23 protein-coding genes and 1 riboswitch are annotated in these 26,835 nt (G+C 49.9%); of the genes, 12 read left to right on the forward strand and 11 right to left on the reverse strand.

The genetic code is table 11. From position 1 onward, the window contains the following. Nucleotide 1: 1 nt before the first annotated feature. Nucleotides 2–2,395, reverse strand: coding sequence for a polyprenyl synthetase family protein (locus NSQ73_RS17225; protein WP_445669673.1), 2,394 nt, complete (start codon nucleotides 2,393–2,395; stop codon nucleotides 2–4). A 215-nt stretch (nucleotides 2,396–2,610) separates the two neighbouring features. On the opposite strand from NSQ73_RS17225, the gene NSQ73_RS17230 reads away from it, so the two are divergent. From NSQ73_RS17230 to NSQ73_RS17245, 4 genes are all read left to right on the forward strand, one after another. Continuing rightward, a complete protein-coding gene (locus NSQ73_RS17230; RefSeq protein ID WP_042136842.1) occupies nucleotides 2,611–3,582 on the forward strand; it encodes an iron-hydroxamate ABC transporter substrate-binding protein in 972 nt (323 codons plus the stop codon). Between the two features lie 95 nt (nucleotides 3,583–3,677). After that, complete coding sequence (locus NSQ73_RS17235; protein WP_340987417.1) at nucleotides 3,678–4,700, forward strand: FecCD family ABC transporter permease; 1,023 nt, start codon at nucleotides 3,678–3,680, stop codon at nucleotides 4,698–4,700. After that, on the forward strand, nucleotides 4,697–5,710 hold the full coding sequence (locus tag NSQ73_RS17240) for a FecCD family ABC transporter permease (RefSeq protein WP_042136839.1): 1,014 nt from the start codon (nucleotides 4,697–4,699) through the stop codon (nucleotides 5,708–5,710). Before NSQ73_RS17235 ends, NSQ73_RS17240 begins: the two co-directional genes overlap by 4 nt. 115 nt (nucleotides 5,711–5,825) lie before the next feature. Next, nucleotides 5,826–7,175: an FAD-binding oxidoreductase gene (locus NSQ73_RS17245; RefSeq protein ID WP_340987418.1), complete on the forward strand. Its 1,350-nt coding sequence runs from the start codon at nucleotides 5,826–5,828 to the stop codon at nucleotides 7,173–7,175. Nucleotides 7,176–7,241: 66 nt separating this feature from the next. Here the strand turns inward: NSQ73_RS17245 and NSQ73_RS17250 are convergent, their stop codons facing one another. The 5 genes from NSQ73_RS17250 to NSQ73_RS17270 form a co-directional block, all read right to left on the reverse strand. Next, nucleotides 7,242–8,831, reverse strand: coding sequence for an ABC transporter substrate-binding protein (locus tag NSQ73_RS17250; protein ID WP_340987419.1), 1,590 nt, complete (start codon nucleotides 8,829–8,831; stop codon nucleotides 7,242–7,244). Nucleotides 8,832–9,085: 254 nt separating this feature from the next. Further along, complete coding sequence (locus tag NSQ73_RS17255; RefSeq protein ID WP_042136836.1) at nucleotides 9,086–9,385, reverse strand: heme biosynthesis protein HemY; 300 nt, start codon at nucleotides 9,383–9,385, stop codon at nucleotides 9,086–9,088. Nucleotides 9,386–9,559: 174 nt separating this feature from the next. After that, the gene (locus NSQ73_RS17260) at nucleotides 9,560–10,519 is read right to left on the reverse strand and encodes an ABC transporter substrate-binding protein (protein WP_039303485.1); all 960 of its coding nucleotides are present in this window, start codon (nucleotides 10,517–10,519) and stop codon (nucleotides 9,560–9,562) included. A 150-nt stretch (nucleotides 10,520–10,669) separates the two neighbouring features. After that, nucleotides 10,670–12,046: a DHA2 family efflux MFS transporter permease subunit gene (locus NSQ73_RS17265; RefSeq protein WP_340987420.1), complete on the reverse strand. Its 1,377-nt coding sequence runs from the start codon at nucleotides 12,044–12,046 to the stop codon at nucleotides 10,670–10,672. 239 nt (nucleotides 12,047–12,285) lie between these two features. Further along, nucleotides 12,286–12,969, reverse strand: coding sequence for a Crp/Fnr family transcriptional regulator (locus NSQ73_RS17270; RefSeq protein ID WP_340987421.1), 684 nt, complete (start codon nucleotides 12,967–12,969; stop codon nucleotides 12,286–12,288). 135 nt (nucleotides 12,970–13,104) lie between these two features. On the opposite strand from NSQ73_RS17270, the gene NSQ73_RS17275 reads away from it, so the two are divergent. The 3 genes from NSQ73_RS17275 to NSQ73_RS17285 are packed head-to-tail and all read left to right on the forward strand — an operon-like array spanning nucleotide 13,105 to nucleotide 14,576. Then, nucleotides 13,105–13,443 carry a cupin domain-containing protein gene (locus tag NSQ73_RS17275; protein WP_340987422.1) on the forward strand — a complete coding sequence of 113 codons (339 nt, stop codon included), beginning with the start codon at nucleotides 13,105–13,107 and terminating at the stop codon, nucleotides 13,441–13,443. A gap of 16 nt (nucleotides 13,444–13,459) precedes the next feature. Then, on the forward strand, nucleotides 13,460–13,843 hold the full coding sequence (locus tag NSQ73_RS17280) for a cupin domain-containing protein (RefSeq protein WP_340987423.1): 384 nt from the start codon (nucleotides 13,460–13,462) through the stop codon (nucleotides 13,841–13,843). Continuing rightward, nucleotides 13,821–14,576 carry a methyltransferase domain-containing protein gene (locus tag NSQ73_RS17285; protein WP_197074394.1) on the forward strand — a complete coding sequence of 252 codons (756 nt, stop codon included), beginning with the start codon at nucleotides 13,821–13,823 and terminating at the stop codon, nucleotides 14,574–14,576. The genes NSQ73_RS17280 and NSQ73_RS17285 overlap by 23 nt, the downstream gene beginning before the upstream one ends. Nucleotides 14,577–14,853: 277 nt before the next feature. On the opposite strand, the gene NSQ73_RS17290 is transcribed toward NSQ73_RS17285, so the two are convergent. The 4 genes from NSQ73_RS17290 to NSQ73_RS17305 all read right to left on the reverse strand — a co-directional run bounded on the left by NSQ73_RS17290 (nucleotide 14,854) and on the right by NSQ73_RS17305 (nucleotide 20,477). Then, nucleotides 14,854–16,302 carry a 6-phospho-beta-glucosidase gene (locus tag NSQ73_RS17290; protein ID WP_445669674.1) on the reverse strand — a complete coding sequence of 483 codons (1,449 nt, stop codon included), beginning with the start codon at nucleotides 16,300–16,302 and terminating at the stop codon, nucleotides 14,854–14,856. A gap of 45 nt (nucleotides 16,303–16,347) precedes the next feature. Next, the gene (locus NSQ73_RS17295; RefSeq protein ID WP_340987426.1) at nucleotides 16,348–18,246 is read right to left on the reverse strand and encodes a beta-glucoside-specific PTS transporter subunit IIABC; all 1,899 of its coding nucleotides are present in this window, start codon (nucleotides 18,244–18,246) and stop codon (nucleotides 16,348–16,350) included. A gap of 102 nt (nucleotides 18,247–18,348) precedes the next feature. Continuing rightward, a complete protein-coding gene (gene licT / locus NSQ73_RS17300) occupies nucleotides 18,349–19,185 on the reverse strand; it encodes a BglG family transcription antiterminator LicT (protein WP_340987427.1) in 837 nt (278 codons plus the stop codon). A 326-nt stretch (nucleotides 19,186–19,511) separates the two neighbouring features. After that, nucleotides 19,512–20,477, reverse strand: a complete 966-nt coding sequence (locus NSQ73_RS17305; RefSeq protein WP_340989307.1) for a DMT family transporter — start codon at nucleotides 20,475–20,477, stop codon at nucleotides 19,512–19,514. A gap of 86 nt (nucleotides 20,478–20,563) precedes the next feature. Further along, a riboswitch (purine riboswitch) is annotated at nucleotides 20,564–20,673 on the reverse strand. 343 nt (nucleotides 20,674–21,016) lie between these two features. Between NSQ73_RS17305 and NSQ73_RS17310 the strand changes: the two genes are divergently transcribed. The 3 genes from NSQ73_RS17310 to NSQ73_RS17320 are packed head-to-tail and all read left to right on the forward strand — an operon-like array spanning nucleotide 21,017 to nucleotide 24,649. Beyond that, complete coding sequence (locus NSQ73_RS17310; protein ID WP_340987428.1) at nucleotides 21,017–21,766, forward strand: hypothetical protein; 750 nt, start codon at nucleotides 21,017–21,019, stop codon at nucleotides 21,764–21,766. Between the two features lie 27 nt (nucleotides 21,767–21,793). Further along, nucleotides 21,794–23,482, forward strand: a complete 1,689-nt coding sequence (locus NSQ73_RS17315; protein ID WP_340987429.1) for a vWA domain-containing protein — start codon at nucleotides 21,794–21,796, stop codon at nucleotides 23,480–23,482. A 27-nt stretch (nucleotides 23,483–23,509) separates the two neighbouring features. Next, nucleotides 23,510–24,649, forward strand: coding sequence for a toxic anion resistance protein (locus NSQ73_RS17320; protein WP_340987430.1), 1,140 nt, complete (start codon nucleotides 23,510–23,512; stop codon nucleotides 24,647–24,649). A gap of 43 nt (nucleotides 24,650–24,692) precedes the next feature. Here NSQ73_RS17320 and NSQ73_RS17325 read toward each other — a convergent pair whose 3' ends face one another. Further along, nucleotides 24,693–24,965, reverse strand: coding sequence for a hypothetical protein (locus tag NSQ73_RS17325; protein WP_340987431.1), 273 nt, complete (start codon nucleotides 24,963–24,965; stop codon nucleotides 24,693–24,695). A 173-nt stretch (nucleotides 24,966–25,138) separates the two neighbouring features. On the opposite strand from NSQ73_RS17325, the gene NSQ73_RS17330 reads away from it, so the two are divergent. Both NSQ73_RS17330 and NSQ73_RS17335 read left to right on the forward strand, forming a co-directional pair. Further along, nucleotides 25,139–25,858: a L,D-transpeptidase family protein gene (locus NSQ73_RS17330; protein WP_340987432.1), complete on the forward strand. Its 720-nt coding sequence runs from the start codon at nucleotides 25,139–25,141 to the stop codon at nucleotides 25,856–25,858. A gap of 111 nt (nucleotides 25,859–25,969) precedes the next feature. After that, a complete protein-coding gene (locus NSQ73_RS17335; protein ID WP_340987434.1) occupies nucleotides 25,970–26,815 on the forward strand; it encodes an ornithine carbamoyltransferase in 846 nt (281 codons plus the stop codon). Nucleotides 26,816–26,835: the final 20 nt, after the last annotated feature.

Below are 26,835 nucleotides of genomic sequence, written 5' to 3' on the forward strand. Positions count from 1 at the left end.
CTTACCGCTCCCTGTTCACCACATAATTCATTAAATGCTTCAGGAAGGTGATATTACGCGGGATCCCGCGCAGAGCCTCATTGGCCTTGCAATAGTGATCCCACATCTCTTTACTGGCCCCTTCTTGACCAAGAATCGAGACAAAATTCGAATTATTGTTAACAGCATCGTTGCCGACAGGCTTACCAAGTACATGCATATCCCCTTCCACATCAAGCAAATCATCCTTAATCTGAAAAGCAATGCCCATATGGTAAGCGATTTTTATGAGCGCACTGATCTCCGCATCGCTAACCTCAGCCAGCATGGCCGGCATGACCAGGCACGCCTCAAAGGCCACTCCTGTTTTGTAAAAGCACACATTATTCAGCTGCTCCAGCGTCAATGTTCTGCCTTTTTCATCCAAATCCATCGCCTGGCCCATACACATATCCTCTGCCTTCCGGGCCGAATAACGGATCAAGGCAAGCACAGTTTCCGCCTTAAAGCGGTCAAGCGAGGCTTGCTCCCCAATCGCCTTCTGGATCAGATACAGACCGGTTAACTCTGCTACTGCACTGCTGTGAATCTCATGCAGGGTCGTGCGCCCTCTGCGGGTAGAGGCATTATCCTGGGAAGGCAGATCATCGAAGATCAGGGAGGCGGTATGCATGTATTCAAGCGAGCGGAGAAGCGGAATTATGGCTGCTGGCTCCAAGCCGTATTCTTTCACACCCATCACCCAGGTTAGAATCGGACGCACCCGCTTGCCGTCACCCTCCAGACTGTAATTGGCCGCATCGATCAGCTGCTCCTTCATGGCCGGAAGTTCCTGAGGTTTGGTAAAGAGCAGTTCGTCATTGATCAGACTGCGGACACTTTTAAACGTAGCGAAGAACTCCTTCTGCTCCCCGGCATCCTTCTTCAAGTGCTCAATCATCCGGTCCCGCAGCAGCTTATCAAAAAAGTCCACATCATCCGCCTTGTCAACCATGATCTGAATGAGCCTGTTAAACTCCGGGTTGCGTGCTGCAAAAATCCTCATCGTCTCATTATACTTATCCGTCCCGGCACGTTCTTTATAACGTTTCAGCCCGTTAATTGCCCGGTCAAGTATAACCTCGCGGGCCTTGGCATCGGAATGATATACACTGTGGATCAGATTGGAGATCACCGCCCAGTATAATTCAAAAGGATTAATCAGATCAGGCCTTTGCTTATGATATTTCAAATAATAGGTATACGGTGTTACGGCTCCGTCACTCATATCCTCGGTCATATCCGCGAAATCATCGGCAAGCTGATTGTAGAGGCCAAAAAAGAAGGTCCGCTCTTCAAATCCCTCATCCGCAGGCGCACTAATCACCGAACGCGCAATGAGCCGGGATGACGATGACTTCAAGATAACGGGGATGTACAAATCATCGTTAGTGTAATCTCCCCTGGTGAGTACCTTGACACGGTCCTTATCCTGAGCCTGAAAAAAAACATAGGACTGGCCGAAAAAGATATGCTGCGTCTCCGGCCGCTGTTGCTGCTTAATATACTCGAATGCCTCAGAAAGCTCCGAATGAATATACTTGATCAGTTCCATGTTCTCTCCGGACCAATCCCCAAGTACCGGCACAACTCCTGTGAGCAGCGCTGAACGAATCAGCTCAGAGTATTGCTCTTTCTCTTGAACCGTCAGTATCCGAGAATCCAGCAGATCGTCAACGAAAGGATACGTCAGTCCATAGGAATAGCCAAGCCTGATCGCTTCATCCAATCTCCGGGACCGTTCCACAGGCGCAGTATCACCGTCCATCTCTTCTATAACATGCAGTATAACGCCAACGATAATCTTGATTAGCTTGCGCTGGGCATGCTCCGCGTTCATTCCCTCCGGTATATGGGCTGCTACAGATCTTAATTTGGCAAAAACCCAGATCACTGCAGCTTCTATCCCTTCCTTCTGGGCCCAGCGGTATACCCCGTCCAGATTCATGAAATCCGGCACTTCTCCGCTGCCTGAGCGGGCTGACTTCAGCAGATGCTGGTTCAGATCAGCTATGGTTCTCCTGATCCGTTTCTGTGTATCTGGAGAATCCGGTGCCTTACCTAGATCCCTCATATAAATGTACGAGACGCTCCGGTCCAGATAATCATCCAGCTTCTTCGTGTAATTCAGCCATTGGATGTAGCGGTAATAATCTTGGGTGTCCGGCTTTTTCTTACCCGGTGACCACAAGGACAACACGGAGAACCGCCGGATATGCTTCTTTTTCCACTCATGGATATCCGCCGTCAACGCCGTCACATAAGATTGGCTCTTCAGCTGATCATGGAGTGAGCTTAAGTAGCGGGCTGCCTTCTGCTCTGCCAGCTGATAACCTGTATGGGGATGTTCTCTGACAATTTCATTCATAGGATGCACAACCTTAGCTTCATATTGGTTTATCATGCTGTATGGGGGTCTTTGAACAAATGGGGAGCCTGCTTTTTATCCTTATACGAACAAGTGGCAGCATGGTTACGAAATCAAGTTAAGGATTGACAAACGGTCAATAAACAATTAAAGTTTTAACAGTTACATCATTGATAATGATTATCAATTTCATAAATTTATCATTGAAAGGGAGATTATCAGAAATGAAGAAATTGTTGTTACCTCTACTCATCCTTACCCTCCTGGTACTAAGTGCCTGCGGCAATAATGCAAGCAACAGTGCAAGCAACAACACGGCTGCTGCCACAGCTACACCGGCACCCGAAGCCAGCGCAACTGCAAGTGCTGATAACAGCAGCACAGATACCATTACATATGAGTCCGAAACCGGACCTATCGAAGTTCCCGCCAATCCCCAGCGTGTTGTAGTTCTTGCCGGGTACGCAGGTAACCTGCTCGCTCTGGATGTCCCCCTAGCAGGAGTAGATTCCTACATCAAAGCAAATCCAAATTTCCAGGATCAGTTGAAGGACGTCGCGGAAGTCTCCGAGGAGAATGTGGAGAGTATTCTGAATCTCAAGCCAGACTTAATCATTGCTTCGTCAGATACCAAAAACCTGGACAAAATGAAACAAATCGCACCGGTGGTTACCTATACATACAACAAAGTGGATTATCTGACCCAGATCCTGGAGATCGGCAAAGCGGTTAACCAGGAGCAGAAAGCCGCTGACTGGATTGCTGATTTCAAGGCACGTGCCTTGGCGGCCGGTGAAGAAATCAAAGCCAAAATCGGTGCTGATAGCACGATCTCCGTTATTGAAGGAGATTCCAAAAATCTGTACACCTTCGGCAGCGCCTGGGGACGCGGTACAGAAATCATCTATCAGGCTATGGGTCTGAAAATGCCGGATAAAGTGAAGGAAATGACAGCCAAAGAAGGATACTTCAATTTATCACTGGAAATCCTGCCGGATTATATGGGAGATTACGTGATCTACAGCAAAGACCCTGCCGGGGATGCTTCCTTCCAGGAGACTTCCACTTACAAGGATATCCCGGCCGTCAAAAATAATCATGTCTACGAAATAGATGCTACATCTTTCTATTTCAATGATGCTCTGTCGCTTGACTATCAGCTTGATTTCATTTCCAAATCATTGCTGGGAAATTAATTATTATTTAGGAATCCAGCCAGGTTGAAACCGAAAAAAAGGAGCGCAAATCGCGTTCTTTTTTTTCGCAAATTGATAAGGAACGGATGGTCGAAATGGAGAAACAGTCTCCGCAAAAGCCGATAAACTCTACTTTTGTGCTTAAGCTGCTCGTCAGCATGATTTTATTTGTGATTGTATTTGCCCTGGCGGTCAGGCTCGGTGCCAAAAATGTTTCACTGGCGGATATTTGGAGCGCCATCAGCAACCCGAAGGCTACGGGTGGTGATATCTCTATCATCCGTGAACTGCGGCTCCCCCGCGAAGTCGGCGGTATTCTGGTAGGTGCCGCCCTCGCTGTTGCCGGGGCAATCATGCAGGGTCTAACCCGAAATCCGCTTGCCGACCCGGGACTGCTTGGTCTGACGGCAGGTGCCAATGCTGCACTTGCGGTATCCTTTGCCTTCATCCCCTCCATCGGATACTACGGAATCATGATCGCCTGTTTCATCGGCGCAGCCTGTGGCGTGATGCTGGTGTTCGGCATCGCTGCACTCCGGAGGCAGAATATGTCGCCTCTGCGGATGGTGCTGGCCGGTTCTGCCGTATCAGCCCTGCTGACGGCAGTAGCCGAAGGAATCAGTCTTCAATTCAAAATTTCTAAAAATGTATCGATGTGGACATCCGGCGGGCTGATCGGCACTACCTGGGGCCAGATTACAGCAATTGCCCCGGTTATTATCATTTGCCTTATCGTTTCTATCCTTTTGTCCCGTCAGCTGACAATCCTTAGTCTGAATGAGGGAACGGCTGTGAGTCTTGGGCTCAAGACGACTCAGGTTAAGATTGCTTTGTACATATTAATCACACTGCTCGCAGGCGCTGCTGTTGCGCTTGTCGGCAACATCGCTTTTGTCGGCCTAATGATCCCCCATCTCGTGCGGGTGTTTGCCGGGACAGATTACCGCGCAATTCTGCCGCTGTCCGCCATTTCCGGCGCCACCTTTATGGTGTTCGCCGACACACTCGGACGGATGATTGACGTCCCGTTCGAAACGCCTGTCGCCGCGATCGTGGCTGTGCTGGGCCTGCCGTTCTTCCTGTTCATTGTCCGTAAAGGAGTGCGATCCTTCTCATGAAACCAGCCCGGCTGTATCGTAATCAACCGCTTGTCGTATCGCTGCTTATGCTTCTTATCCTGGCTACCATCGTTATCGGAATAGGGATCGGTTCTTCCCCGGTGTCATACGGGAGACTGATTCCGACAATCCTCGGGCACGGTTCTTTCGAGGATAATTTTGTACTGTTCTCCATCCGCCTCCCCCGGATACTGATTACGCTGCTCGCAGGTATGGCGCTTGCTTTATCCGGTGCTATTCTGCAGGGCATTACGCGCAATGAGCTGGCTGATCCGGGAATTATAGGCATTAATGCCGGGGCCGGGGTCGGGGTTACCGTCTTTTTCATCTTTGCATCCATTGACGCCGGGTCCTTCATATATATGATTCCGCTTGCGGCATTCGCCGGAGCCCTGGTAACCGCTGTACTCATCTATGCCTTCTCCTACACCCGCACCGATGGCGTTCAGCCGATCAGGCTGGTCATCACCGGAGTCGGGTTCTCCATGGCGCTCTCCGGCGTGATGATCGTACTCATCTCTTCAGTGGACCGGACCAAGGTGGACTTCATCTCCAAATGGCTGGCCGGTAATGTGTGGGGTACAGACTGGCCTTTCGTTCTCGCCCTGCTGCCTTGGCTGATCATTCTGGTCCCTTATGTGCTGTACAAATCCAGAACACTGAATTTGCTTGCTTTGAACGAGCCTACTGCTATCGGGGCAGGTGTGGCGGTCTCCAGAGACCGGGTCCTCCTTATGCTGGCGGCGGTTGCACTGGCGGCATCGGCTGTTTCGATGACCGGCGGCATCGCCTTTGTCGGCCTGATGGCTCCGCATATTGCCAGAGCCCTGGTAGGAGCACGGCATCAGCAATTCGTGCCGGTATCCATATTAATCGGCGGCTGGCTGCTGCTGCTGGCGGATACGATTGGCCGTAACCTGACCCAGCCTGACGGTATCGCTGCCGGGATCATGGTTGCATTTATCGGCGCTCCTTATTTCCTGTATCTTCTATTGAAGAAAGAAGGGTAGTACTGACGCAAACTCTCCGCGTAAGCCCACTCCATAGACTAACGCCCTACATACTATATTGGGACCTGACTGCATACATGCAGTTAAATTGTTAGCTCAAAAGGAGCTGGAATCAGTGAAATCAGGAACGAGACTTACCGGGCGGGTTATCTATAAAGGTGATCCGGGCTATGAAACGGCACGCAAAAATTGGGATCCGCATACGGACAGATTCCCGAAGGTATTTGTCTTTGCACAGAAAACGCAGGATGTAGCCAACGCCATCCGCTGGGCCAACGAGAATAACATCCCTATCCGGCCAAGAAGCGGCCGGCACTCGCTGGAGGTCAATCTGTCCCAGGTCAACGGAGGCATTGTCATCGATGTAAGTGAACTGAAGAGCATCAAGCTCAATAAAAAATCGGGAACTGCAGTTGTGGGGACCGGAAATACGGTGGGAAGAATCGCCCATACGCTTGCGCGCCAGGGATACATGGCCCCTTTTGGGGATAGCCCAACTGTCGGAATCGGGGGCATTACACTAGGCGGGGGAATTGGGCCGCTTCAGCGGACCGTAGGTCTGGTCAGTGATAATCTGATTGAGCTTGAAATGGTGGATGCCAAAGGCAGAATTATTATCGCCAATAAGAACAGCAACGCCGATCTCCTCTGGGCTTCCCGCGGGGGTGGCGGAGGTAATTTTGGAGTCTGCACCCGTTATAAGTTCAAAGTGCGTCCCGCGCCGGCCACGGCGACCGTATTCCGCATCACCTGGCCCTGGAACCAGTTCGAGAAGGTACTCAAAGCCTGGCAGCGCTGGGCTCCTTCCGTTAACACCAGACTGGGCAGCGAGCTATCCATTGGTCCCAAAAAGGGCGGGAATGTCAGCATGCTGGGCCTGTTCCTCGGATCAAAAGCGGAGGCGGTCCGCCTCTTAAAGCCCATTACGGACGTAGGGACGCCCACGAATCAATTGATCCGCTCATTACCTTATCCCAAAGTAGTGAGTTTCCTGCTGGCTCCCGATCCGGTGGAGACCCAAAGATTCAGCAACCAGTTCTCCAGCGGTTTCGGAAGAAAACCTTTCCCGGACAAAGCGTTTAAGTCTATGCGTGAGTTCCTTGAGAACGTGGAGGGTGAGTTCGCAGGGTTCTATTTCCTCAACTGGGGCGGGGCTGTAAGCCGTAAATCACCCAGATCTACCGCCTTCTACTGGCGTAAAGCGAAATTCTATGTAGAGTGGAACAGTTCATGGGTCAAGAAATCGGATGCTGCCAAAAATATTGCCATAGTGCGGAATACACGCCGGAAGCTGCAGCCGTTCATCGTGGGAAGCTATATTAATGTTCCGGACCAGGGGATCAAACATTCCGGCCCGGTCTATTATGGAGCGAACTATCCCCGGTTACGGAGAGTCAAAGCCAAATATGACCCCGGAAATGTATTCAACAATCCGCAAAGCATTCCTCCGGCCCGCAAGGTATAAGAATAAACTGAACATAAAGAGGCCCGCATGTATCCGCGCGGGCCTCCTTCTTATGGTTCCAGCCTTTTACTGCCCGGAATTAGCCAGGAATTCATCAATCTGCCGCTGAACTTCTGCAATGATGGTATCAATTCCAGCTTCCTTCACCTGTGCCTGAAGCTTGGCCAGTCCGCCGTCCACATCCTTCACTGAACCGTATTCCAGCGGAATGCCATATTGCAGCATCACATTACCGACATTAGCTACCTCGGTCTTCACTTTGCTGTTATCGAAGACAAAGGTCTCCAGCGGATAGTGGTAAACCTCAGCTTCCCATTTGTCGGTCAGCGCATTGCCTTCGTCAGGGAAGGAGGCGTTGTCCCGGTTCAATGGGGAGTTAAAGCCCCAGTTGGAGAATCCGGTATAGTTAGCATTTTTCTCAGCATTCGTATATTTATCGTCGCCAACCGGATTATAATGCACAGCCGTAATGCCGTTCATCATCAGATCATGCAGTTCCTTGTCATTCTGCAGCAGATCAATCACCATCAGTGAACGTTCAGGGTTCTTGGTCGTAGCGTGAATGGAGACCCCGTTCTGGGTGGAGACAGCCACAGACTTCTTCTTGTCCGGTGTAATATCAGCCAGAGCCAGCTCATACGGTGAATTTTTCTCGCGCATATCCGTCATTAAAGCCCCAAGTGTGCCAAGATTGTGTGTGATCGATGCTGTCTTGCCTGCACGGAACTCCTGCTGGTGATCCAGCTTGCTGTTGAGTGCGCTCTTCGACCAGGCGTTGTGATCCGCAAGATCTTTATAATAGTAGACAAGCTCTTTGAATTCCGGAGTTTCATATACATTGAATACCTTACCGGCCGGATCTGTCAGCTTGAAGCCAATCGGCAGATCGAAGTCGAACATGTTCCATTCATTCTGCTGCTTCAGCAGGACCCGGTCCAGATTGTGCAGCTTCCAGTCCCCTGTCTCCGGTACGAACGGAGTGACACCCTGCTCCTTCTCGGAGACCGTCTTGAGATAAGTAGCATACGCCTCCGGGCTGTTGATCTCCGGCAGATTATATTTCTTGCGCAGGTCCTCCCGGTACAGAATCAGCTTCTCAATCGTTTCCCCGCGGTTCTGAGGCACCATATAGAGCTTGCCGTTCACCTTCGCCTGACCCCAGCCCACCTCCGGCATCGCTTCCCAGGTCATCGGCGCGTACTTCTGCAGCAATTCGTCGGTCAGCTCAAGAAACCCGCCTTTGAGGGCCTGATCATTATAGCCTGCCCAGTTGGCAGAGTAGATGAGGTCAAAATTCTCATTCGCCGCCAGCTTGAGCGGATATTTCTGCGCCCAATCCGACCAGTCCAGGAACTCGGCTTCCAGCGTAGCGTTAACTTTCTCCTTCAGCTTCTTGTTGATCTCGCCAAATACCAGGTCATAGTCGACCGGCTTAGGTCCTACAAAAATCATCTTCAGTGTTACGGGCTGGGACGTATCCACTGTGCCGGAATCTCCGGCTGGGCTGGCATTCGTCCCTGCAGCTTCTGTCGCGGCTGCCGAAGCCTGCGGCTCCGCCGTGCTTCCTCCGGCATTACCGTTGTTATTGCCGCATGCAGCAAGCAGAGAGATCATCAGTATACTGGACATTAGTGTTAATCTTTTTTTCTTATTCAATTGAATTTCCCCCCAGCGTATGTGTAATCGCTTACAATTACAGTATAATAAAAAATCCAAGCCCGTCTAATGTAGGCAGTCAACGATTATACATACTTTTGCAACGACTTTTTGGGCGGAAGTACAATAAATGATGAATTTTGCCGCTCTGTTTAATTAAACAACCCAAAGAGACGGCATTATCTTTAGCAGCCCTTAAGGCTGTTAAGACAATACCGTCTCAAACCATATGGTCCTATATCAGGTTCAGCTGCTTATTTCTCAAGAAATCCTGTAGAGGGATTCGTAATGAAGAAGCCTTCTTGGGGAACATAGAAATACTGAATCCAGACACCATCCAGCAGCGGTTGACGTGTATCCAGCACAATCTCGATACCTTTATCCGTGGCAACCACTTCATCATGCTCAGTCGGTGTATCAAGAGCAACATCATAGTGCCCGTGATTGCCGTGATCCTGAGTAATAATGACGCGGATCTTCTTGCCTTCCGCTTCAGGAGTGTTCAGCATATCCTTCAGAACCTTTGCAGCATTGCGGTTAACTTTAACTTTCATCCTCTAGCGACCTCTATTCTTTGTAATTTACAATAAGAAATTCATTATAACATAATATAAGGTGCTATATATAATTCAGCAATAAATTGCGCCCGCTCTTGGTGCAGCAAAAAGAGAGCCGGCCTGGGCTCTCTCCTGTTCTCTTCCATTTGCTTATACTGGCTGGAATTAATCTTACTTCCCTGTGTACAGTTTGGTCTTCATCAGGGCTTCAAGGAAGGAGAACTTGCTGAATGCAGTCCCGCCTTGTGCAAGCGGATCAACAAGATTGACAAATACATTGCCGCCCTTCACAGCTTTCAGACTCTTCCAGATGGCGTTCTTCTGCAGTTCTTCCAGTGCCTTAGGATTGTCTTTGTTCTCATCCGCCGAGAACTGTACAAAGATGTAATCCGGATTGATTGCCGCAAAGGATTCAAGGGAAATATTCTGCTGGGCTTTGACCTGCTGCACTTCCTTCGGCACGGTTGCACCCAGGTCGGCATACAGGGAGCGGTTAAAGAATACGTCCTGCGGATAGAGGAACAGGCTGCCTGAGCGGATGCGCAGAGCAATGACCTTCTTGTCCTTGAGCTTCGGTGCAAGCTTCACTTTGGCTTCCTTCAATTCCTTCTGGTATTTCAGAATCGCAGTGGTCGCTTCCTTCTGTTTGCCCGTAAGTGCTGCGAGCAGCTTGAGGTTGTCCATCCAATCGGTCGCGATATGCGATACTGGAATCGTAGTCGCGATCTTCGCCAGCTTCTCATTGGTCTCCGCCGGGAACTTCGTGCTGCTGAGGATAATATCCGGTTTGAGCTTCAGGATCGCTTCCAGGTCAGGTTCTGCCTTTTCCCCGATCGCTGTTACGCCGCTTGTTATTTTGGAAAAGATTGAAGGGAACTCACCGCCGACAGTCAGTGCTCCCTTGGGTTTGAAATTGAGTACCAGTGCGTCTTCCAGCGCCTCTACTGCACCGGTAATGACAATATTATTGGTTTTGGCCGGAACGGTGTATACCTTGCCTTTATAGGTAATCTTTTGCGTCGCCTGTGCGGCTTCCGCAACGCCCACAGGTGCGACATTTACACCTGCGGCAGAAACGATACCCAGCGCCATAACACCAGCAAGTACCAAACCTGTTATTCTCTTAATCATAGCCTGCTACCACTCTCCATCATTTATTAATAATGATAATCATTATCACCATTACTAATATAATAGATTCATCTCCCCTTTTTGAACATGGATTATTGTCGTTAAAACCATGGACGATCTGCGTAAAGTGAATATTCCCTTAACTATTCTTTACGAATGAGTCCGCCCCTTCATATTAAACGATAAACCTAATCCGGCTATGGCTACTACGGTTAGGCTCCAAAAAGCGGCATGGAATCCGTGCATCATATTCACCGGGAATGTGAAAGAACTGTAATTCATCGTAATCGTCATTATGGCTATCAGCAGAACCCCTCCCATAGAGCTGGCTAACGAGCGGATCGATATCGTCATTGGAGAGGCATGTGCAATCATTCTGGGAGATACACTTGCCATCGCATAGGCGGTAACAGGGGTCATAATAAACCCGATTCCCACCATTAGAAATACATAGAGCACAGCGAGTAAAAGTATGGATATATCCATAGATAACATAAGCGAGATTAGCAAAGCTACCCCGGCAATGAGGGTAAACCCGCCGCGAAGCACTATCTTCACTCCATAGCGGTCATATATTTTTCCGGAGATTACACTGGTACACCCCAGCAGCAGCGCACCCGGCAGCAGCATCAGACCGGACTCCCTTGGCGTCAGCCCCCGGACATTCTGCACATATAACGGAATCAGCAGCTCAGCACCCACCATTACAATGAACATCAGCACTCCAATGATTGAGGCGAGGCTAAAGCTCCTGCTCTTGAACAGCCTGAAATCCAGCAATGGAACGGTAAGCTTCAGCTGACGCCTGATAAATAGAATTATGAACAATATCCCGCTTAGGATAACGGCCCCTGCCCATACCCGCGGGGCACTTTGGTCTCCTGCCAGATTAACACCGTATAACAGACCGGCGAATCCGGTTGTTGATAATAGAATAGATATGTAATCCAGCTTCTCCCGGTGCCTCTCCCCCACATTCTGCAGACTGAACGCAGCGAGCAGCAGATTGGCTATCACTACAGGCAGCAATGCATAGAAGAGAATCCGCCAGGAGTGTTCCTGAACGACTAATCCTGACAGGGTCGGACCCAGCGCCGGAGCAAGGCCCATTACCAATCCGATTAACCCCATAGCCGAGCCTATCTTACCCTTCGGGAACACCCTAAGAATCGTTGTCTGGAACAGAGGCATCAGCAGTCCTGCGCCCAAGCCCTGAATAATACGCCCGCCCAGAATAAGGATAAAGTCCGGGGATATTCCCGCGATCAGTGTGCCTGCTGCAAAGGCACTTGCCGAGGTGAAGAATAAACCTCTTGTCGTGAATCTTCCGATTAAAAATCCGGCAACAGGTACTGTTATGCCTGCAGTCAGATAGTATACTGTAATCAGCCACTGGGCCCTGCCTTCATTAATCCCCAAATCCAGCATCATTCTGGGCAATGCCGTATTCAGCATCGTCTGCATCAGCTGCCCGAGGAAATTCGCGATGACCAGCGAAGATACGATTAATCCGGGTCTGCCTTTCATTCCGTCTCCACCTGTCTCTCTTGTTATAAAATATATTAAAGATATACTAAGTCCTTAATAAAAGCGGACTACGCCCTCCACTTTAACTTCTGACAGATTGTTCCGTTAATTGGACAGGCAGTAAACACCTTCAATCAAAGACTTAATGTATCTACAATATATTCAAAAGTACAGATTGTCAATCTGTACTTACAGGAGTCCGCATGCTTTTACCACTGATTCTTTCACCACTGCTTACTTTACCACTCCTTCTCATAATCTGCCTTCAGCAATTCAAACTGGTTCCGTGTAAACCGGATCAGTCCATCCTGTGCCATCCGCTGCAACTCTCTGGATAAGGCACTCCGGTCCACAGTCAGGTAATCCGCCAGATCATTCCGGCTGAATGGAATTTCAAAGACGGGCGAATCATTTTTTTGGGCCTGCAGGCTCAAGTAGTGGATAATCCGTTCCCGCAGTGACTTGTGTGAGACCAGATCGAGCTTCTGATACATCGACCGGTTATTCTCCAGCAGCAAGGTCAGCATATTCTCAATAATCCGGCTTCTCAAATGGCAGGTCGCCTGGCCCGGACGTACAATTTTGTTAATCTTGAAGAACAGCACCCGGCACGCCGAGCCTGCAACCGCTTCGTAGCCGCTGGGCTCCTGCTCCAGACGAAGTGCGGTCTCCCCGATAATCTCCCCGCTCTCAAGCTCCGAGAATATGAACCGCATGCCCGCACTATTCTCTTTGCACAGCAATACATTTCCCTGGAGAATAATACCCGCCGAATCCAGATATTCCTCCTGCTTGAAGATGACATCCTTCTTGGCGAAATCCTTGATTGTACCCTGAAGACAACCCAGTGCCTGCTGCACTTCGCTGATCATAAATCCTTTAAATAAGACCGTACTTTGGATTTTGTTCATATATTGCTGCACATTTATCCGCCTCCTGTTGCCATGGCAACAGAGTCATTGTACAAACTCTGCTACAATTCAATAAATGAGAACGATTCTCACCTTATCTCATTATAGCAAATGTTAAGAATCATTCAACATATACAGGAGGACGGCATGAGTGGAATGACTGCAGGCACAGTATTTTATTTCAATGACATGATTAGCATCCGGCCCTATCAGATATCAAGCAGAACACTGAATTTCGCAGAAGGTTCGGTAAAAGCCGCTGAAGCACCTGAATGGGTACTGTATGGTATGGATAAGGATGAGACCATCAGCTCGGAGACCTCGCCCAGATCCAAGCTCATTCACGTACTGGAGGGAGAGCTCCACATGCTCATAGCACAGCAGCCCTGTCAATTAACCGCCGGGGCAGCGGTAATCGTCCAAGCCGGTATCTGGCATGAATTCGCTGCGCAGAGCAGCTGCAAATTTCTGCAAATCAGTATATAACCTGGAGGTAGATCGTATGGAGCAAGAACACTATATTAAAAGATTGCCGCAAGCTGAAGTTATGGATTTACGGAAGATCATTACAGTGGAGGAGCAGCAGGTATCCAGCCTTACTCTGGTCCAGCGCTCCAGTCTCGCCATGACACTGATCTCCCTGGATAAAGGCTCGTCGATTGGCGGCCATTCCTCCCCGGGCGATGCCATGGTGAATATTCTGTTGGGCGAGGCTCAAATCACCATTGCAGACAAGCCATACACTGTGCTGGCAGGGGAAACGATCATTTTGCCGGCTAATATTCCCCATGCGCTGTATGCTACCGAAGCCTTCCAAATGCTCCTGATTGTGGTCAAACCGGAGAAGAAGGAGCTGAGACACGTTGAAAAAGGAAGTCGGGCATAATTTCCTGGCCAAACTGGGCAAAAAGCGGCTGCGTCCCGGCGGTGTCGCTGCTACGAACTGGTTGATCCGGCATGCGAAGCTGACTAAAGACAGCCGGGTGCTGGAAGTGGCCTGCAACATGTGTACCACCTCTATTCAGCTTGCGCGGGAGTATAAGTGCCAGATTACCGGGATTGATATGGACCCTAGAGCACTTGAGAAGGCTGAGAAGAATATTAGAGACGCCAATCTGGAGGGGTACATTCAGGTCAGACAGGCCAATGCGATGAAGCTGCCTTTTGAGGATAACAGCTTCGACGTCGTCATTAACGAAGCGATGCTGACCATGCTGAATCAGGCGGCAAAGCAGAAGGCTGTAGCTGAATATTTCCGTGTGCTGAAACCCGGCGGAGTTCTGCTTACGCATGATATCACTTTTGCTAAGAATAACATGGCCGGGGAACTGGCGGAGCTGCGCCGGACAATTCATATTAATGTAGAGCCGCTGCCTGTGGCAGAATGGGAAGGACTCTTCAACTCCACCGGATTCAAGAAGATCGAACATTCTACAGGCACCATGTCGCTTATGAGTGTTAAAGGCATGATTCGTGATGAAGGCGTCCCCGGTACACTGCGTATTTTCAAGAATGCACTCAAAAAAGAAAACCGTGCCCAGTTCAAGAAGATGTATACCTTCTTCAATACAACAGGCAAGGACCTGAATTATATCGCAGTATGCAGCAGCAAGGACTGATGAATTATATTCCCTCTGCCGCCCGGTCAGAAGAGCTCATACACAACAAAAAGGAGCTGTCCCAAAAGCCATGAACTGGCTGCTTGGGAGTCCGAACTGAATCACCGGAATAGCTGAAGTCAGCAAGATCAGAGCGATAATGATCGTATTCATCAAGAATGGGCCGAGTCCGATCCTTCATCTTGTGCAAGCATGCTCGTTACAAAATCAAATAGCAGCCAAGCAGTGCAGAACACTGTTGGCTGCTATGCTTATGAACTCATTGCTGACAGCCTGATTAATCCAGCTGTGTTCCGCTGCTGGCGATTACTTTCTTGTACCAGTAGAAGCTGTCTTTGCGGGATCTGGACAGTGTGCCGTTCCCCTCATTGTCCTTGTCGACGTAGATGAATCCGTAGCGCTTCTTCATTTCGCCTGTTCCTGCACTGACCAGATCAATGCAGCCCCACGGAGTGTAGCCGATCAATTCTACCCCGTCCTCCAGCGCTTCACCCATGGTCTTGACATGTTCCCGCAAATAATCGATCCGGTAACCGTCTTGGATTGAACCGTCCGCTTCAACGGTATCTACAGCGCCAAGTCCATTCTCTACTACCATCATAGGAATACCATACCGGTTGTAAATATGATTCAGGGACCATCTGAGTCCTTGCGGGTCAATCTGCCATTCCCATGCGCTTGCCTGCAGATATGGATTCTTCAGCCCCATCGACAGATTGCCGCCAATAGCCTCCTGATCCGGCGCTGCACTCACGCAGGTGGATGAATAGTAGCTGAAGGTGTAGAAATCTACACAGCCATCCCGCAGTGTCTGCCCGTCCTCCTCCTCCACCTGGAGCTTAATATTCTTCTCCTTGAAGTATCTTGTGGCGAAGCCCGGATATGCGCCTCTGACCTGTACATCCGAGCAGAGGAAATTGCTCAGATTATCCTTTTGCTGCGCCAGCAGAACGTCTTCCGGATTACAGGTCAGCGGGTAAGAGCACATGTAGGCAATCATGCAGCCGATCTGGAACTTCTCATTGATCTCATGCCCCAGCTTCACGGCTTTGGCGCTCGCGAGGAACTGGTGATGCAGCGCCTGATAACGCAGTTGCTCATTGTCGCCGATTGCCGAAGTGCCGAGCTCTGCATTGCCCTGCGGCATGATCGCTCCTGCCATGAATGTTCCGAACGGCATCGTCAGAATATTGATTTCGTTGAAGGTCAGCCAGTATTTCACACTGTCCCTGTATCTGTTGAAGATCACTTCACAATAACGGACATAGAAGTCAATCGTTCTGCGGTCGGCCCACCCGTTATAGGCTTCAGCCAGGTGGAAAGGGGCTTCATAATGGGAGATCGTTACCAGCGGTTCGATCTGATGCTTTTTGAGCTCGGCAAAGACCTGATCGTAGAATTGAAGGCCCTCCTCATTCGGCTGCGCATCATCCCCATTCGGGAAAATCCGTGACCAGGCGATGGACAAGCGGAATACTTTGAAGCCCATTTCGGCAAACAAAGCGATATCCTCCTTGTAGCGGTGATAGAAATCCACAGCCTCATGGCTCGGATAGTTAGAACCGGCTTCAAGAACAGGTGTGATTCTTCTGGATACCGTATGCGTTCCGGCAGTAATCACATCGGCAGTGCTTAGTCCCTTGCCTCCAGCATCGAATCCGCCCTCCAGCTGATTGGCAGCGGTTGCGCCGCCCCACAGGAAATCCTCCGGAAAACTTTTGTACATTGTGCTCATTATAGTTCCTCCTCGTTTGGGGTTTCTTTGCACAGATCAGATCATGACAGTTAGCAGATTCTCCCTGTAATCAATGCTCTTCAGGTCCGTCTCAATCACATCGAGATACTCGGCGGAATTTGAAATAATGACCGGTGTGGTCAGGGTATAACCGGCCTCTCTGATCGCCGCTACATCAAACTCCATCAGCAGCTGGCCTTTTTTGACCAGATCTCCTTGCTTGGCCTTAGGGGTGAAGTATTTGCCCTTTAATTTGACGGTATCCTTGCCCACATGAATCAGAATATCGACCCCGTTATCACTGGTGATCCCTATGGCATGCCCGGATGCGAACAATGTGGTCAGTACCCCGTCTACCGGTGAGTATACCTTGCCTTCCAGCGGCTCAATCGCGATGCCCTTGCCCATGGCTCCTGTAGAGAAGGCTTCGTCTGTCAGCTCGGACAGCGCTCTGACCTGGCCCTTCAGCGGACTACCCACAGTCTCCTGCTTCACCAGCGTATTGCGCGGGGTGCCTGTGCTCTTGCTCTCTGCAGCCTCTTCATCCTTAAATCCGGAGAAGAATACCAGAATAAAACCTAGAATGAAGCTGATTACAATCGCCGCAATTGCCCCGTAGAAGCCTTTATCCATACCGTCCGGACTGATATAGCTTGGGATGCCGAAGATGCCCAGACCGCCGAGAATATAGCCCTTGGTGCCCATCAGACCGACAATACCGCCCCCGACTGCCGCAGCGACACAGCTTAAGACAAATGGCTTCTTGCGCGGCAGCGTAATCCCGTATATAGCAGGTTCAGTGACACCGAAGATGCCTGAGATGATTGCCGGAATAGACAATGACTTGAGCTTGACGTTCTTGGTCCGCAGCAGAATAGCCAGCACGGCACCGGTCTGGGCAAAGGAAGCCCCGAAGGAAGCTGCCAGAATCGGATCGGATTTCAGCACAGCCATGTTGTTGAGCGCAATCGGCACCAGACCCCAGTGCAGGCCGAAGATGACGAATACCTGCCAGAACGCGCCAACCAGCAAGCCTTCAATAACCGGACTGAGATTGTAGAGGAACAAGGTTCCCTCTCCCAGCAGTTGTCCCGCCCAGGTGGAGATAGGGCCGATGGCGATCAGGGCCAGCGGAACGGTGACGAGCAGGGTGAAGAACGGGACCAGGAATGTGCGTACCACACTCGGAATCACCTTTTTGAAAAAGCCCTCCAGCTTAGATCCGATATAAGTAGAGATGATGATCGGAATGACGCTGGACGTATAAGACATTAGGATGACCGGAATCCCAAGGAAGGTAATATAGACCGGAGATTCAAAGATCGTTCCGCTAAACAGCGTATAGAGCGGCACGCCGGTTGCCATGGTGCTGCTAAATGTCGGATAGACCAATGTAGCACCAATAGCCATTCCGATAAAGATGTTGGCGCCAAACTTCTTCGCCGACGTATATCCGAGGAAAATCGGGAAGAAATAGAACAGGCAGTCCCCGAGCGCATTAAGAATCTGGTAGGTACCCGAAGTATTCGTAATCAGTCCCAGCGTCACAAACAGGGCAGTGAACCCCTTAATCATTCCTGTTGCGCACAGCACACCAAGCGTCGGAGAGAATACCCCGGAGATCATATCGATAAATCTGTTGAACAAGCTTGTTTTCCCGGCCGTGGCTGCCTCTGACCCGTCTTCCTGGAATCCGCCAGCAGCCATAACCTGGGCATATACCTCAGATACATGATTGCCGATGACGACCTGATATTGGCCGCCGCTCTGAATGACTGTAACGATTCCATCCATATTTTTCAGCACATCTGTGTTCGCCAGTGTGTCGTTCTTAAGTTTGAAGCGCAGGCGGGTCACACAGTGGGTTAATCCGTTAACATTTTCTTTGCCGCCGACATTCCTGATAATTTCATTCGCGAGTGCATCATATTTCATCCTAAACCCTCCCATTCCCGATTAAAAAACAAAAAACGAAACCACACGGCAATATTCTGCCGATTTGGTTTCGCCTGCATGACCAGTAACAATCCAAAGGTTTTATTCAGTTTGTCTTTGTGTTACCCGCTGAATGTGAATCGTCAAGTACAGCCTTTCCTCATCCAGAAGCCGGGTGTCCAGGTACTGCTCAATTTTGAGTACACAGCTATGCGCCTTTTTGTATTTGGTCCGTACCTGCTTGAGCAGAAAATCATCAACCGGCTCCACCGCTTCCTTCTTGCGTGACCGCTGAAAAAAATACCGCAGATGGGTAATGAACCGTTCATAGCTGACCGAACTCTCATCAATCTCGTTGTTATAGGAATACTTAACAATATTGAGAATGTCATCGATCTGTTGCGTCTGTCTGGTGACATCAGCAATTCTATGACCGGAGCTGTTTATTTGCGCATTGATCAGATGCAGGGCAATATTGCCGGCTTCATCCTCCGGCAGGCGGATGCGGGTATAACTCTCAATGATCTGCAAGGCTTGAAATGCGATACCATATTCCTTGGGATAACAGCGCTGTATCTCCCAGATGAGCGGATTGGTATTACGGATCCCCTGGTCCCAGAGCCTAAGTGCATGGGTCAAATGATCCGTTAATGTAACATAGATATAATCGCTTAGGCGCACCTTCAGAGATTGCTTGGCATATTCGATAATATCGTAGCTTAAAGCTACATATTCGGCGGGCGCATCTGCCATTAATGCTTTAAATTTCTCCGAAGCATCATTCTGCTTCAGAACAAACGTCTTCTCAATCAGGGATACATCGACCGGATCGCCGGCGTTCTTCTTGAATCCGATGCCGCGTCCCATGACCACCAGCTCATCTTTGCCTGAATCCTTGGCAATTATGGCATTGTTATTGAATATCTTTTCGATAATCAATCCTCTGCCCTCCTTTATCCCGAATTCCAATCATCAATACAGGATGTAGACGAGTCTGGGATTTCCTGCGGCGTCCCGCAGGCCTTAACACAAAGAAAGGCAAAACCCAAAACACGTGACCATGTTTTGGGTTTTGCCTTTTCAGTAACAATCCCAAATTCAGAATAGCACTCTATTTCTCTTTTGGCAACAAAAATGTTTGCGCTTTCAATGAGCTTTATTCCGTCCGGATGACCGGAACATTCTGCGTATGCAAATAAGCAGAGGATTGATTTCCGGGTAATACGGAAATTAATCCTCTGCTTCATGTTACTTTGAATAAGAACTTACACGGATGATGAAGTGACCGACCGGGAATTTCTCCAACGCAGCTTATACAGCTCCGGCAGTACAACTCCGATCAGCACCAGAACCACTCCGGTCCACTGCAGGCCGCTTACATGCTCATGCAGTACGAACGAGGACAGCAGCACGGCAACCGGCAGTTCAGCGGCACCGAGAATACCAGCCATGCCTCCGCCAATATGCGGAACACCGATGGCGAACAGGACTGGCGGGATAAAGGCGCCGAACAATCCAAGCAGGAAGCCGAACAGCAGCAGCTGACTCCACAGCAAACCGTTAAACAGGAAGTATGGCGGGAACAGGATGAACAGCAGCAGCAGGCCGCCGGTAACCATCCAGGCGCTACGGTAAGCCGGATGCGCAGCCGGAACGGCTTTGCCGCTGAAGATAATGAACATAGAGTAGCTTACCGCAGATAACAGCCCGAGCATAAGCCCGAGTGCGTTAAACTCGGCAGCTCCCTGATTCAGAATCCCGGCCGCCAGCAGCGTTCCCCCGAATAGCAGGATCAAGGTCAACACGGTGATCTTATCAGGACGCTGGCGTTTGCTTACGGCCTGGATCAGCACACTGATCCAGGTGAACTGGAACAGAAGAATAATCGCGAGCGAAGCCGGTATATACCGGAGGGACTGATAGTATAGCAGACCGGTAACCACTGTTGGCGCGCCGGCGAGCATCAGCAGCAATCTGTGCTTCCAGGCCAGCTTCATGGCCGGAGCCTTGCTGACAGCAGCAGCGGCCGCAGTATTATTGCGGCTGCGCTGTTTACGGTTCTCTCTAACCTTAGTATATAAGGCCAGCAGCCAGGCAAGAATGCAGCCGGTCAGCAGTTGTGTACCAACGACTTCGCCCAGCTTATAGCCTTCTCCGTATGCTAATACAACAATTGTGGATAAAATGCCGTAGCTCATAGCGCCTATGAGCACGGAGATTAAGTATTTCATATCTTTCATTTCAATTATGCCTCCTGAATCTTTGATGTGTCGGCCGCAACACGCAAATAATCCTAACTCCGGGATAGGGACCTGTGTAACAAAGTCCTTATCATCGTAGTTAGGAAGAGTAGGCTTCCTGTAGAAACCCTCGCCCTGATGTACCTGATGGCTGCGAGGTTATACGAGAACAATATGTAATTATCGGGTTGACGACTGTTCATATGTTACACGTCAAGTGAGCTGGCGTCAACCCTTAATTCTTAAAATTTGTGGAGTTACGGAACATAAACCTCAGCAACCGACTTAACTTCATCGTTGCTGACGGTAATCGTATTTTGGACTCCATATCCGTTAATGCATTTTTCCTCAAGTTATTCAGCCCTTTCGGTCTACAAGTTGTAGACCGGAATGTCCAGAAGTTAAGCTGCCTTGTTCATGACTGATTGTTCACAAATGCATATTGTCCCCCATTATTAACAGACCCTGCACAGTATTTCTCTCCATTTACGAATCAAAAGGAGCAGTAGCTAAATATACTCTTGGAGGGGGTGTTAATCCTGAATAATTCCGGACCTGTGAAGCTGCTGGGCGTAATTGCCGGAGTCGTCATTCTGAACATTGCTATCTTATCGCCAGGATTACTGGGAGTAGCCATCGGCGGGCCCAGTGCTCTTGAAACTGCATCAGGGGTAACCCTGCTGGTTGTCAGCCTGCTGATTGTGCTCTACGGGAGTTATACCCTGCTCTTCAAACGGGCAATTGTTCCCGCTGTCCCCTCTCTCGATTCACGGGAAGACTATATAGCTGAACTTAACCGCTACCGTAATGTGAGGGTACTGAAAGAGGATGTCGCCCTGGCCCTGGATCAGCTGGAGCGGATGGATAAGAAGAAGCAGACGCTGTTGAATGTTCTTGCCGGGCGTTTCGAGCGGACAGAGCTCAGTTTCCGGAAGTTCCACACGGTGATTCAAGACGTTGAGAAGCTCCTATACCTGAATATCCGCAGTATCTTGAACAAGCTAAGTGTATTCGATGCCGCCGAGTTCTCCCAATTTACGGGTACAATCAACTCCGGCAGATTCACAAGTACATTCATCCAGAAGAAGAACGCCTTGTTCAACGAATATTTCACCCATGTCAAAGGCTGTCTGGCAGCCAACGAGGAGATTCTGCTGAAGCTGGATCAACTGCTGCTGGAGATCTCCCAGCTCGGAAGTGCTGATTATGACGCCGCTCTGGAGATGCCCTGCATGCAGGAGCTGACCGCCCTGATCGGGCAGACGAAACTCTATCAATAGTGAATCAGTAAGGAAAGGAAGATGATTATGGCCAGGAAAAGCAAAACATTCATCGTTCTGGGCCTCATTGCCGTGTCCGTCTTTGCGCTTGTCTACTTCGGAATCAGCCTGACCGCGAACTTGGGCAAATCCAAGACAGAGATCTCTGCAGAAGATGCTGATAAAAGGCTGAACAGGATCTATAAAGATATTAACGTGAGCAGTACCGCACCTGTAAAAGGGCAAATTGATCTTGATCCGGCAGCAGTCGGCGATTCATTGCCCGACATCTCCAAATTCCCGCTTTCTGTGAACAGTACAACGGACAGCTATGCCGAAATTTTCTCCTCGACCGAGAAATCCGGCACCGGCAACGACGGCTGGCTGAATGAAGTGGCCAATGACTTCAATGCTGCGGGTATCCTTGTGGACAGCAAGCCTGTCTCAGTCAGCATCCGTAATATTGCTTCGGGTACAGCCGCAGATTATATCCGCTCCGGCAAATATGTGCCTGACGCCTACACTCCGTCCAATGAGCTATGGGGTGAAATGGTCAAGGCAAGCGGCGTCTCTGCGGAACTTGTATCTGAACGGCTGGCTGGCAATGTGGCCGGGGTGGTCATGAGCAAGCAGAAATATGATCAGCTGGTCGGCAAATACGGCTCGATTAATGTGAAGACGATCACCGATGCCATTGCAGCGAATGAGCTTGCGATGGGCTACACTGATCCTTTTGCCAGCTCCACGGGATTGAATTTCCTCGTGACTGCACTGGGCACGTTCGACAGTACGGATCTGCTGGGGGACAAGGCAGTTCAAGGCTTTGAGAAGTTCCAGGCGAATGTGCCTTTCATTGCCTCCACTACCCTGCAGATGCGGGATGCGGCGAAGTCGGGCATGCTGGATGCCTTTGTGCTGGAATATCAGACGTATGTCAATGCGGCGGATCTGACAAGCGGGTATATGTTTACTCCCTTCGGGGTACGGCATGACAGTCCGCTCTATGCACTGGGTGATTTGCCAAAAGAAAAGCTGGAGATCATCCGCAAGTTCGCCGAATTTGCCGTGCAGGACAAATACCAGACAGCAGCCTCGGACAGAGGCTTTAACGGTCTGAATGATTACAAGTCCGAGCTGGCTCCGGTGGACGGCTCCCTCCTTTCCTCAGCCCAGAAGCTGTGGAAGGAGAAAAAAGACGGCAGCAAACCGATTGCTGCAGTATTCGTAGCTGATGTATCAGGCAGCATGGCCGGCGAACCGCTGAACCGGCTCAAGGAATCACTGCTGAAGGGCCAGAAGTTTCTGGGCAAGGACAACAGCATCGGGTTTGTCTCCTACTCCAGTGATGTGACGATTAATCTGCCGATCGGCAAATACGACACCAATCAGCAGTCCATGTTCGTTGGGGCGATCAATAGCCTGCAGGCTGCCGGGGGGACGGCTACTTTTGACGGAATGGTCGTGGCCATGAAGATGCTGAAGGAGGAGCTCGCGCTGCATCCGGAGATGAAACCGCTGATCTTCGTGCTTAGCGACGGGGAGACGAACGAAGGACATTCATTGGATGAGATCAGAGGATTGATTGAGAGCTACAAAATCCCCGTATATACAATTGGATATAACGCCAACATCAAGGCGCTGGAGAGCATTTCAAGTATCAACGAGGCGGCTAATATCAATGCAGATACTGAAGATGTGGTCTACAAAATCGGCAATCTGCTCAATGTGCAAATGTAAGTCCCATAATCCCGAAGGAGGGTTCCCATGTCATTCTCAATGGAAATTCCCAGCCGTGAGAAGCTGAAAGAGGCCGTCGAAGAGCAGGTGCAGCCGGAGCCGGAGGAAGTTACGCAGCTGAAGGAACAGGCGGTCAATAATGTATCCAATATTCTTGCACTGGATTTCGATTCACTGGAGAAACGCAAATCAGTGCTGCAGTCGATTGACAGCTTCGGGATGGGCACCATGCGCTCTTCTTCGGAGAAGAATTCGCTCCTGCAGGTATCTGTAGGTAATCTCTCCAAGACCGGTGATGAAGGCGGCCAGGTCGCCAAGGGATTAACAGAGCTGCATCTGCAGCTGAAGGATCTGGACCCGAGTGCAGTTGATTTCGCCAAAAGCGGCTTCCTGGGCAAGTTCTTCCATCCCTTGCGCAATTACTTCGCCAAATACCAGAAGGCGGATAGTGTCATCTCCGATATCATTCTGTCTCTGGATAAAGGCAAAAGCGTACTGAAAAATGATAATACCACCTTAGAGATTGAGCAGCAGACTCTGCGGGAGCTGACTAAACGGCTGAAAAAGGAAATTCAGCTCGGCATCCTGATGGATCAGGAGATCGAGACGCAGATTGAGGCGGCTAAGCAGCGCAGTGAAGACGAGGATAAAATCCGGTTCATCACCGAAGAAGTCCTCTTCCCACTCCGTCAGCGGGTAATGGATCTGCAGCAGATGCTGGTGGTCAATCAGCAGGGGATCATGGCCATTGAAGTCGTAATACGCAACAACAAAGAGCTGATCCGCGGTGTGGACAGAGCACGGAATGTTACGGTATCTGCGCTCAAAATCTCGGTTACGGTCGCAAGTGCCTTATACAATCAGAGGATCGTGCTCAAAAAGATCGAGCTGCTGAACCAGACCACCAACAACCTGATCAGCGGCACCTCCAAAATGTTGAAGGACCAAGGCGCGGCCATTCACAAGCAATCGCTCGAAACCAGTATTTCCGCTGACACCTTGAAGCAGGCGTTTACAGATGTCCTGTCTGCACTTGATTCTATCAGCACTTACAAGCAGGAAGCCCTCCCCAAGATGCGGGAGACGATCAACCAGTTCCGGGAACTGGCGGATAGCGGCGAACAGCAGATCCGGCGGCTGGAAAAAGGCAGTACGCTGGGGTTATAGCACTACTGTGCATAGGCAGCAGCAAAACAGAGCATTGCGGGATTTACGCCGGATGCTCTGTTTTGGTATGTGACTGATAATTCACTATTATGCGTGTACGCCATTCACCATAGTGAATATTGAAATTTTCGCACTGCTGCTGCAAGGATTTTGCGAGTTCAACCGCAGGTTGGGGTGAAGGTCTGATCACAATTAGATAATCCTGCCCAAAATACAACATTTTCTTTGAGATTTCATTTATAATCCGGAATTGTTGTACGAAATGCAGCATTCCTCCTACTTCAAGCGGCTTTACGGGAAAATTCTTGTATTTCATACAACAATCTGCCGGAACACCCGGATATCGGGGAGGCCAAGTTGTAATACGTACAACATTTCTTTAGTTAGCATAGGTTGTCATCTAAAGTTCAGTCTATCTAGTTGTAAACAACCGTTCAGAGATTCCCCTCAGTCCTCCAGAGGTAATAAAAAGACAAAGGGGGCTGAGCTATGCGTTGCCATAATATGAAACCGCGGATTTCCGTACAACCTGCCATTTGGTTATTATCTCTCTTCTTCCTGTTCTTAAGCTGCGCCACCTGGTCTCCCCGGTCCTATGCAGCCGGCTTCGCCGCTTCCTGGCCCTACAAGGCAGATGTTATACATAGCCAGCAGATGATTGTTGTCGAAGCGAAGTCCATCCATTCCCAGACCGGCCAGCTGTCGCTTCAGCAGAACATCGGCGGGCAATGGCAATCCGTCCTCTCAGGAATTCCCGTCACCTTGGGCAGCAAGGGCATCGGCAAAATCAAGGAAGGCGACGGGCGGACCCCCTCCGGCATCTACCGCCTTGGCTCTGGCTTCGGATCAGCAGCGGATCCCGGCGGACTTCGTATCTCCTATACAAGAACGTCTAATCAGGATTATTGGGTCGATGATCCGTTCTCCAGCCAGTACAATCAATGGGTGAATTATGCCGGCAATCCGGATCAGCGCTGGCGGTCTTATGAGCGGCTCCAGCAGCCCCTATATAAATACGCTATCATTCTGAAATACAACGATGATCCGGTTGTGTCCGGCAAAGGCAGCGCTATCTTCCTGCATATCTGGAGAGCCGCTGGCAAGCCTACTGCAGGCTGCATTGCCATGTCGGAGTCTAATCTGCTTCAGCTGATGAGGCTGCTTGACCCTGAACTTTCCCCGGCCATTGCTATTGGCATATCCGGCTGATACAAATCAAGAAACTTTTTTAACAAATATTGGTTTGTATATCCTTCCGCACTAATGTATATTTATACAGTTACTGTAATGAATATACCTGTGCCAAGGAGGGATACCAGGATGCATTTTTTGGATATAAGCCAGCTCACCGCTGAGCAGATCCTTGAAATATTTGAATTAACCGATCAGCTTCGTTACAGAAGCCCGAAGCCTTTACTTGCAGGCAAAACCATGATTCTGTTCTTCCCTGACACCAGTCTGCGGACACGGATCAGCTTCGAGAAAGGCATCCGGGACCTGGGTGGAGCGTATATCACATTTCCGCCGGAAGCCCTGGACAAGAAAGAGTCTCCCGGCGATATGATCCGCTATCTTGAGAATTGGGGTGACGGTATTATCGCCAGGCATCCGGACATGTCCAAGCTGGAGGCCTTATCCTCCCATGCCTCTATTCCTGTAATCAATGCCATGACATCACATAATCACCCCTGTGAAATTCTGGCTGACCTGTACGCATTGCGGTCCACAAGGGACAACTACCGGGACCTAACCTATACCTTCGTAGGCCCGGCAGGCAATATATCCAGAACCTGGATGGAAGCCGCCAAGACCCTGAACCTCTCTTTCAATCATGTATGCACGGCTGGAAAAGAGATGGGAACAGATACCGCTAACTATAAATATCACACCAGTCTGGACAGCGTTCTGCCGGAGAGCGACGTTATTCTTACCGATTCTTTGCCAGTGACATGCCTGACCCAGGAGTATCTTGGCGCCTATCAAATTACCCTTGAGCGGATGAAGTCTGCCAAACCGGATGCCATCTTAAATCCTTGCCCCCCATTCTTCCGCAATGAGGAAGTAAGTGAAGATGCGATTGCTTCGCCTTATTTTGCCGGATTCGGATTCAAGAAAAGCCTGATCTATCTGCAGCAGGCCATTCTTATCTATTGTTTGTCCCGTTAACTTCAGGACCTGATTAATCC

Source organism: Paenibacillus sp. FSL R10-2736 (genome assembly GCF_038000245.1).
GTDB lineage: Bacteria > Bacillota > Bacilli > Paenibacillales > Paenibacillaceae > Paenibacillus_AQ > Paenibacillus_AQ phytohabitans.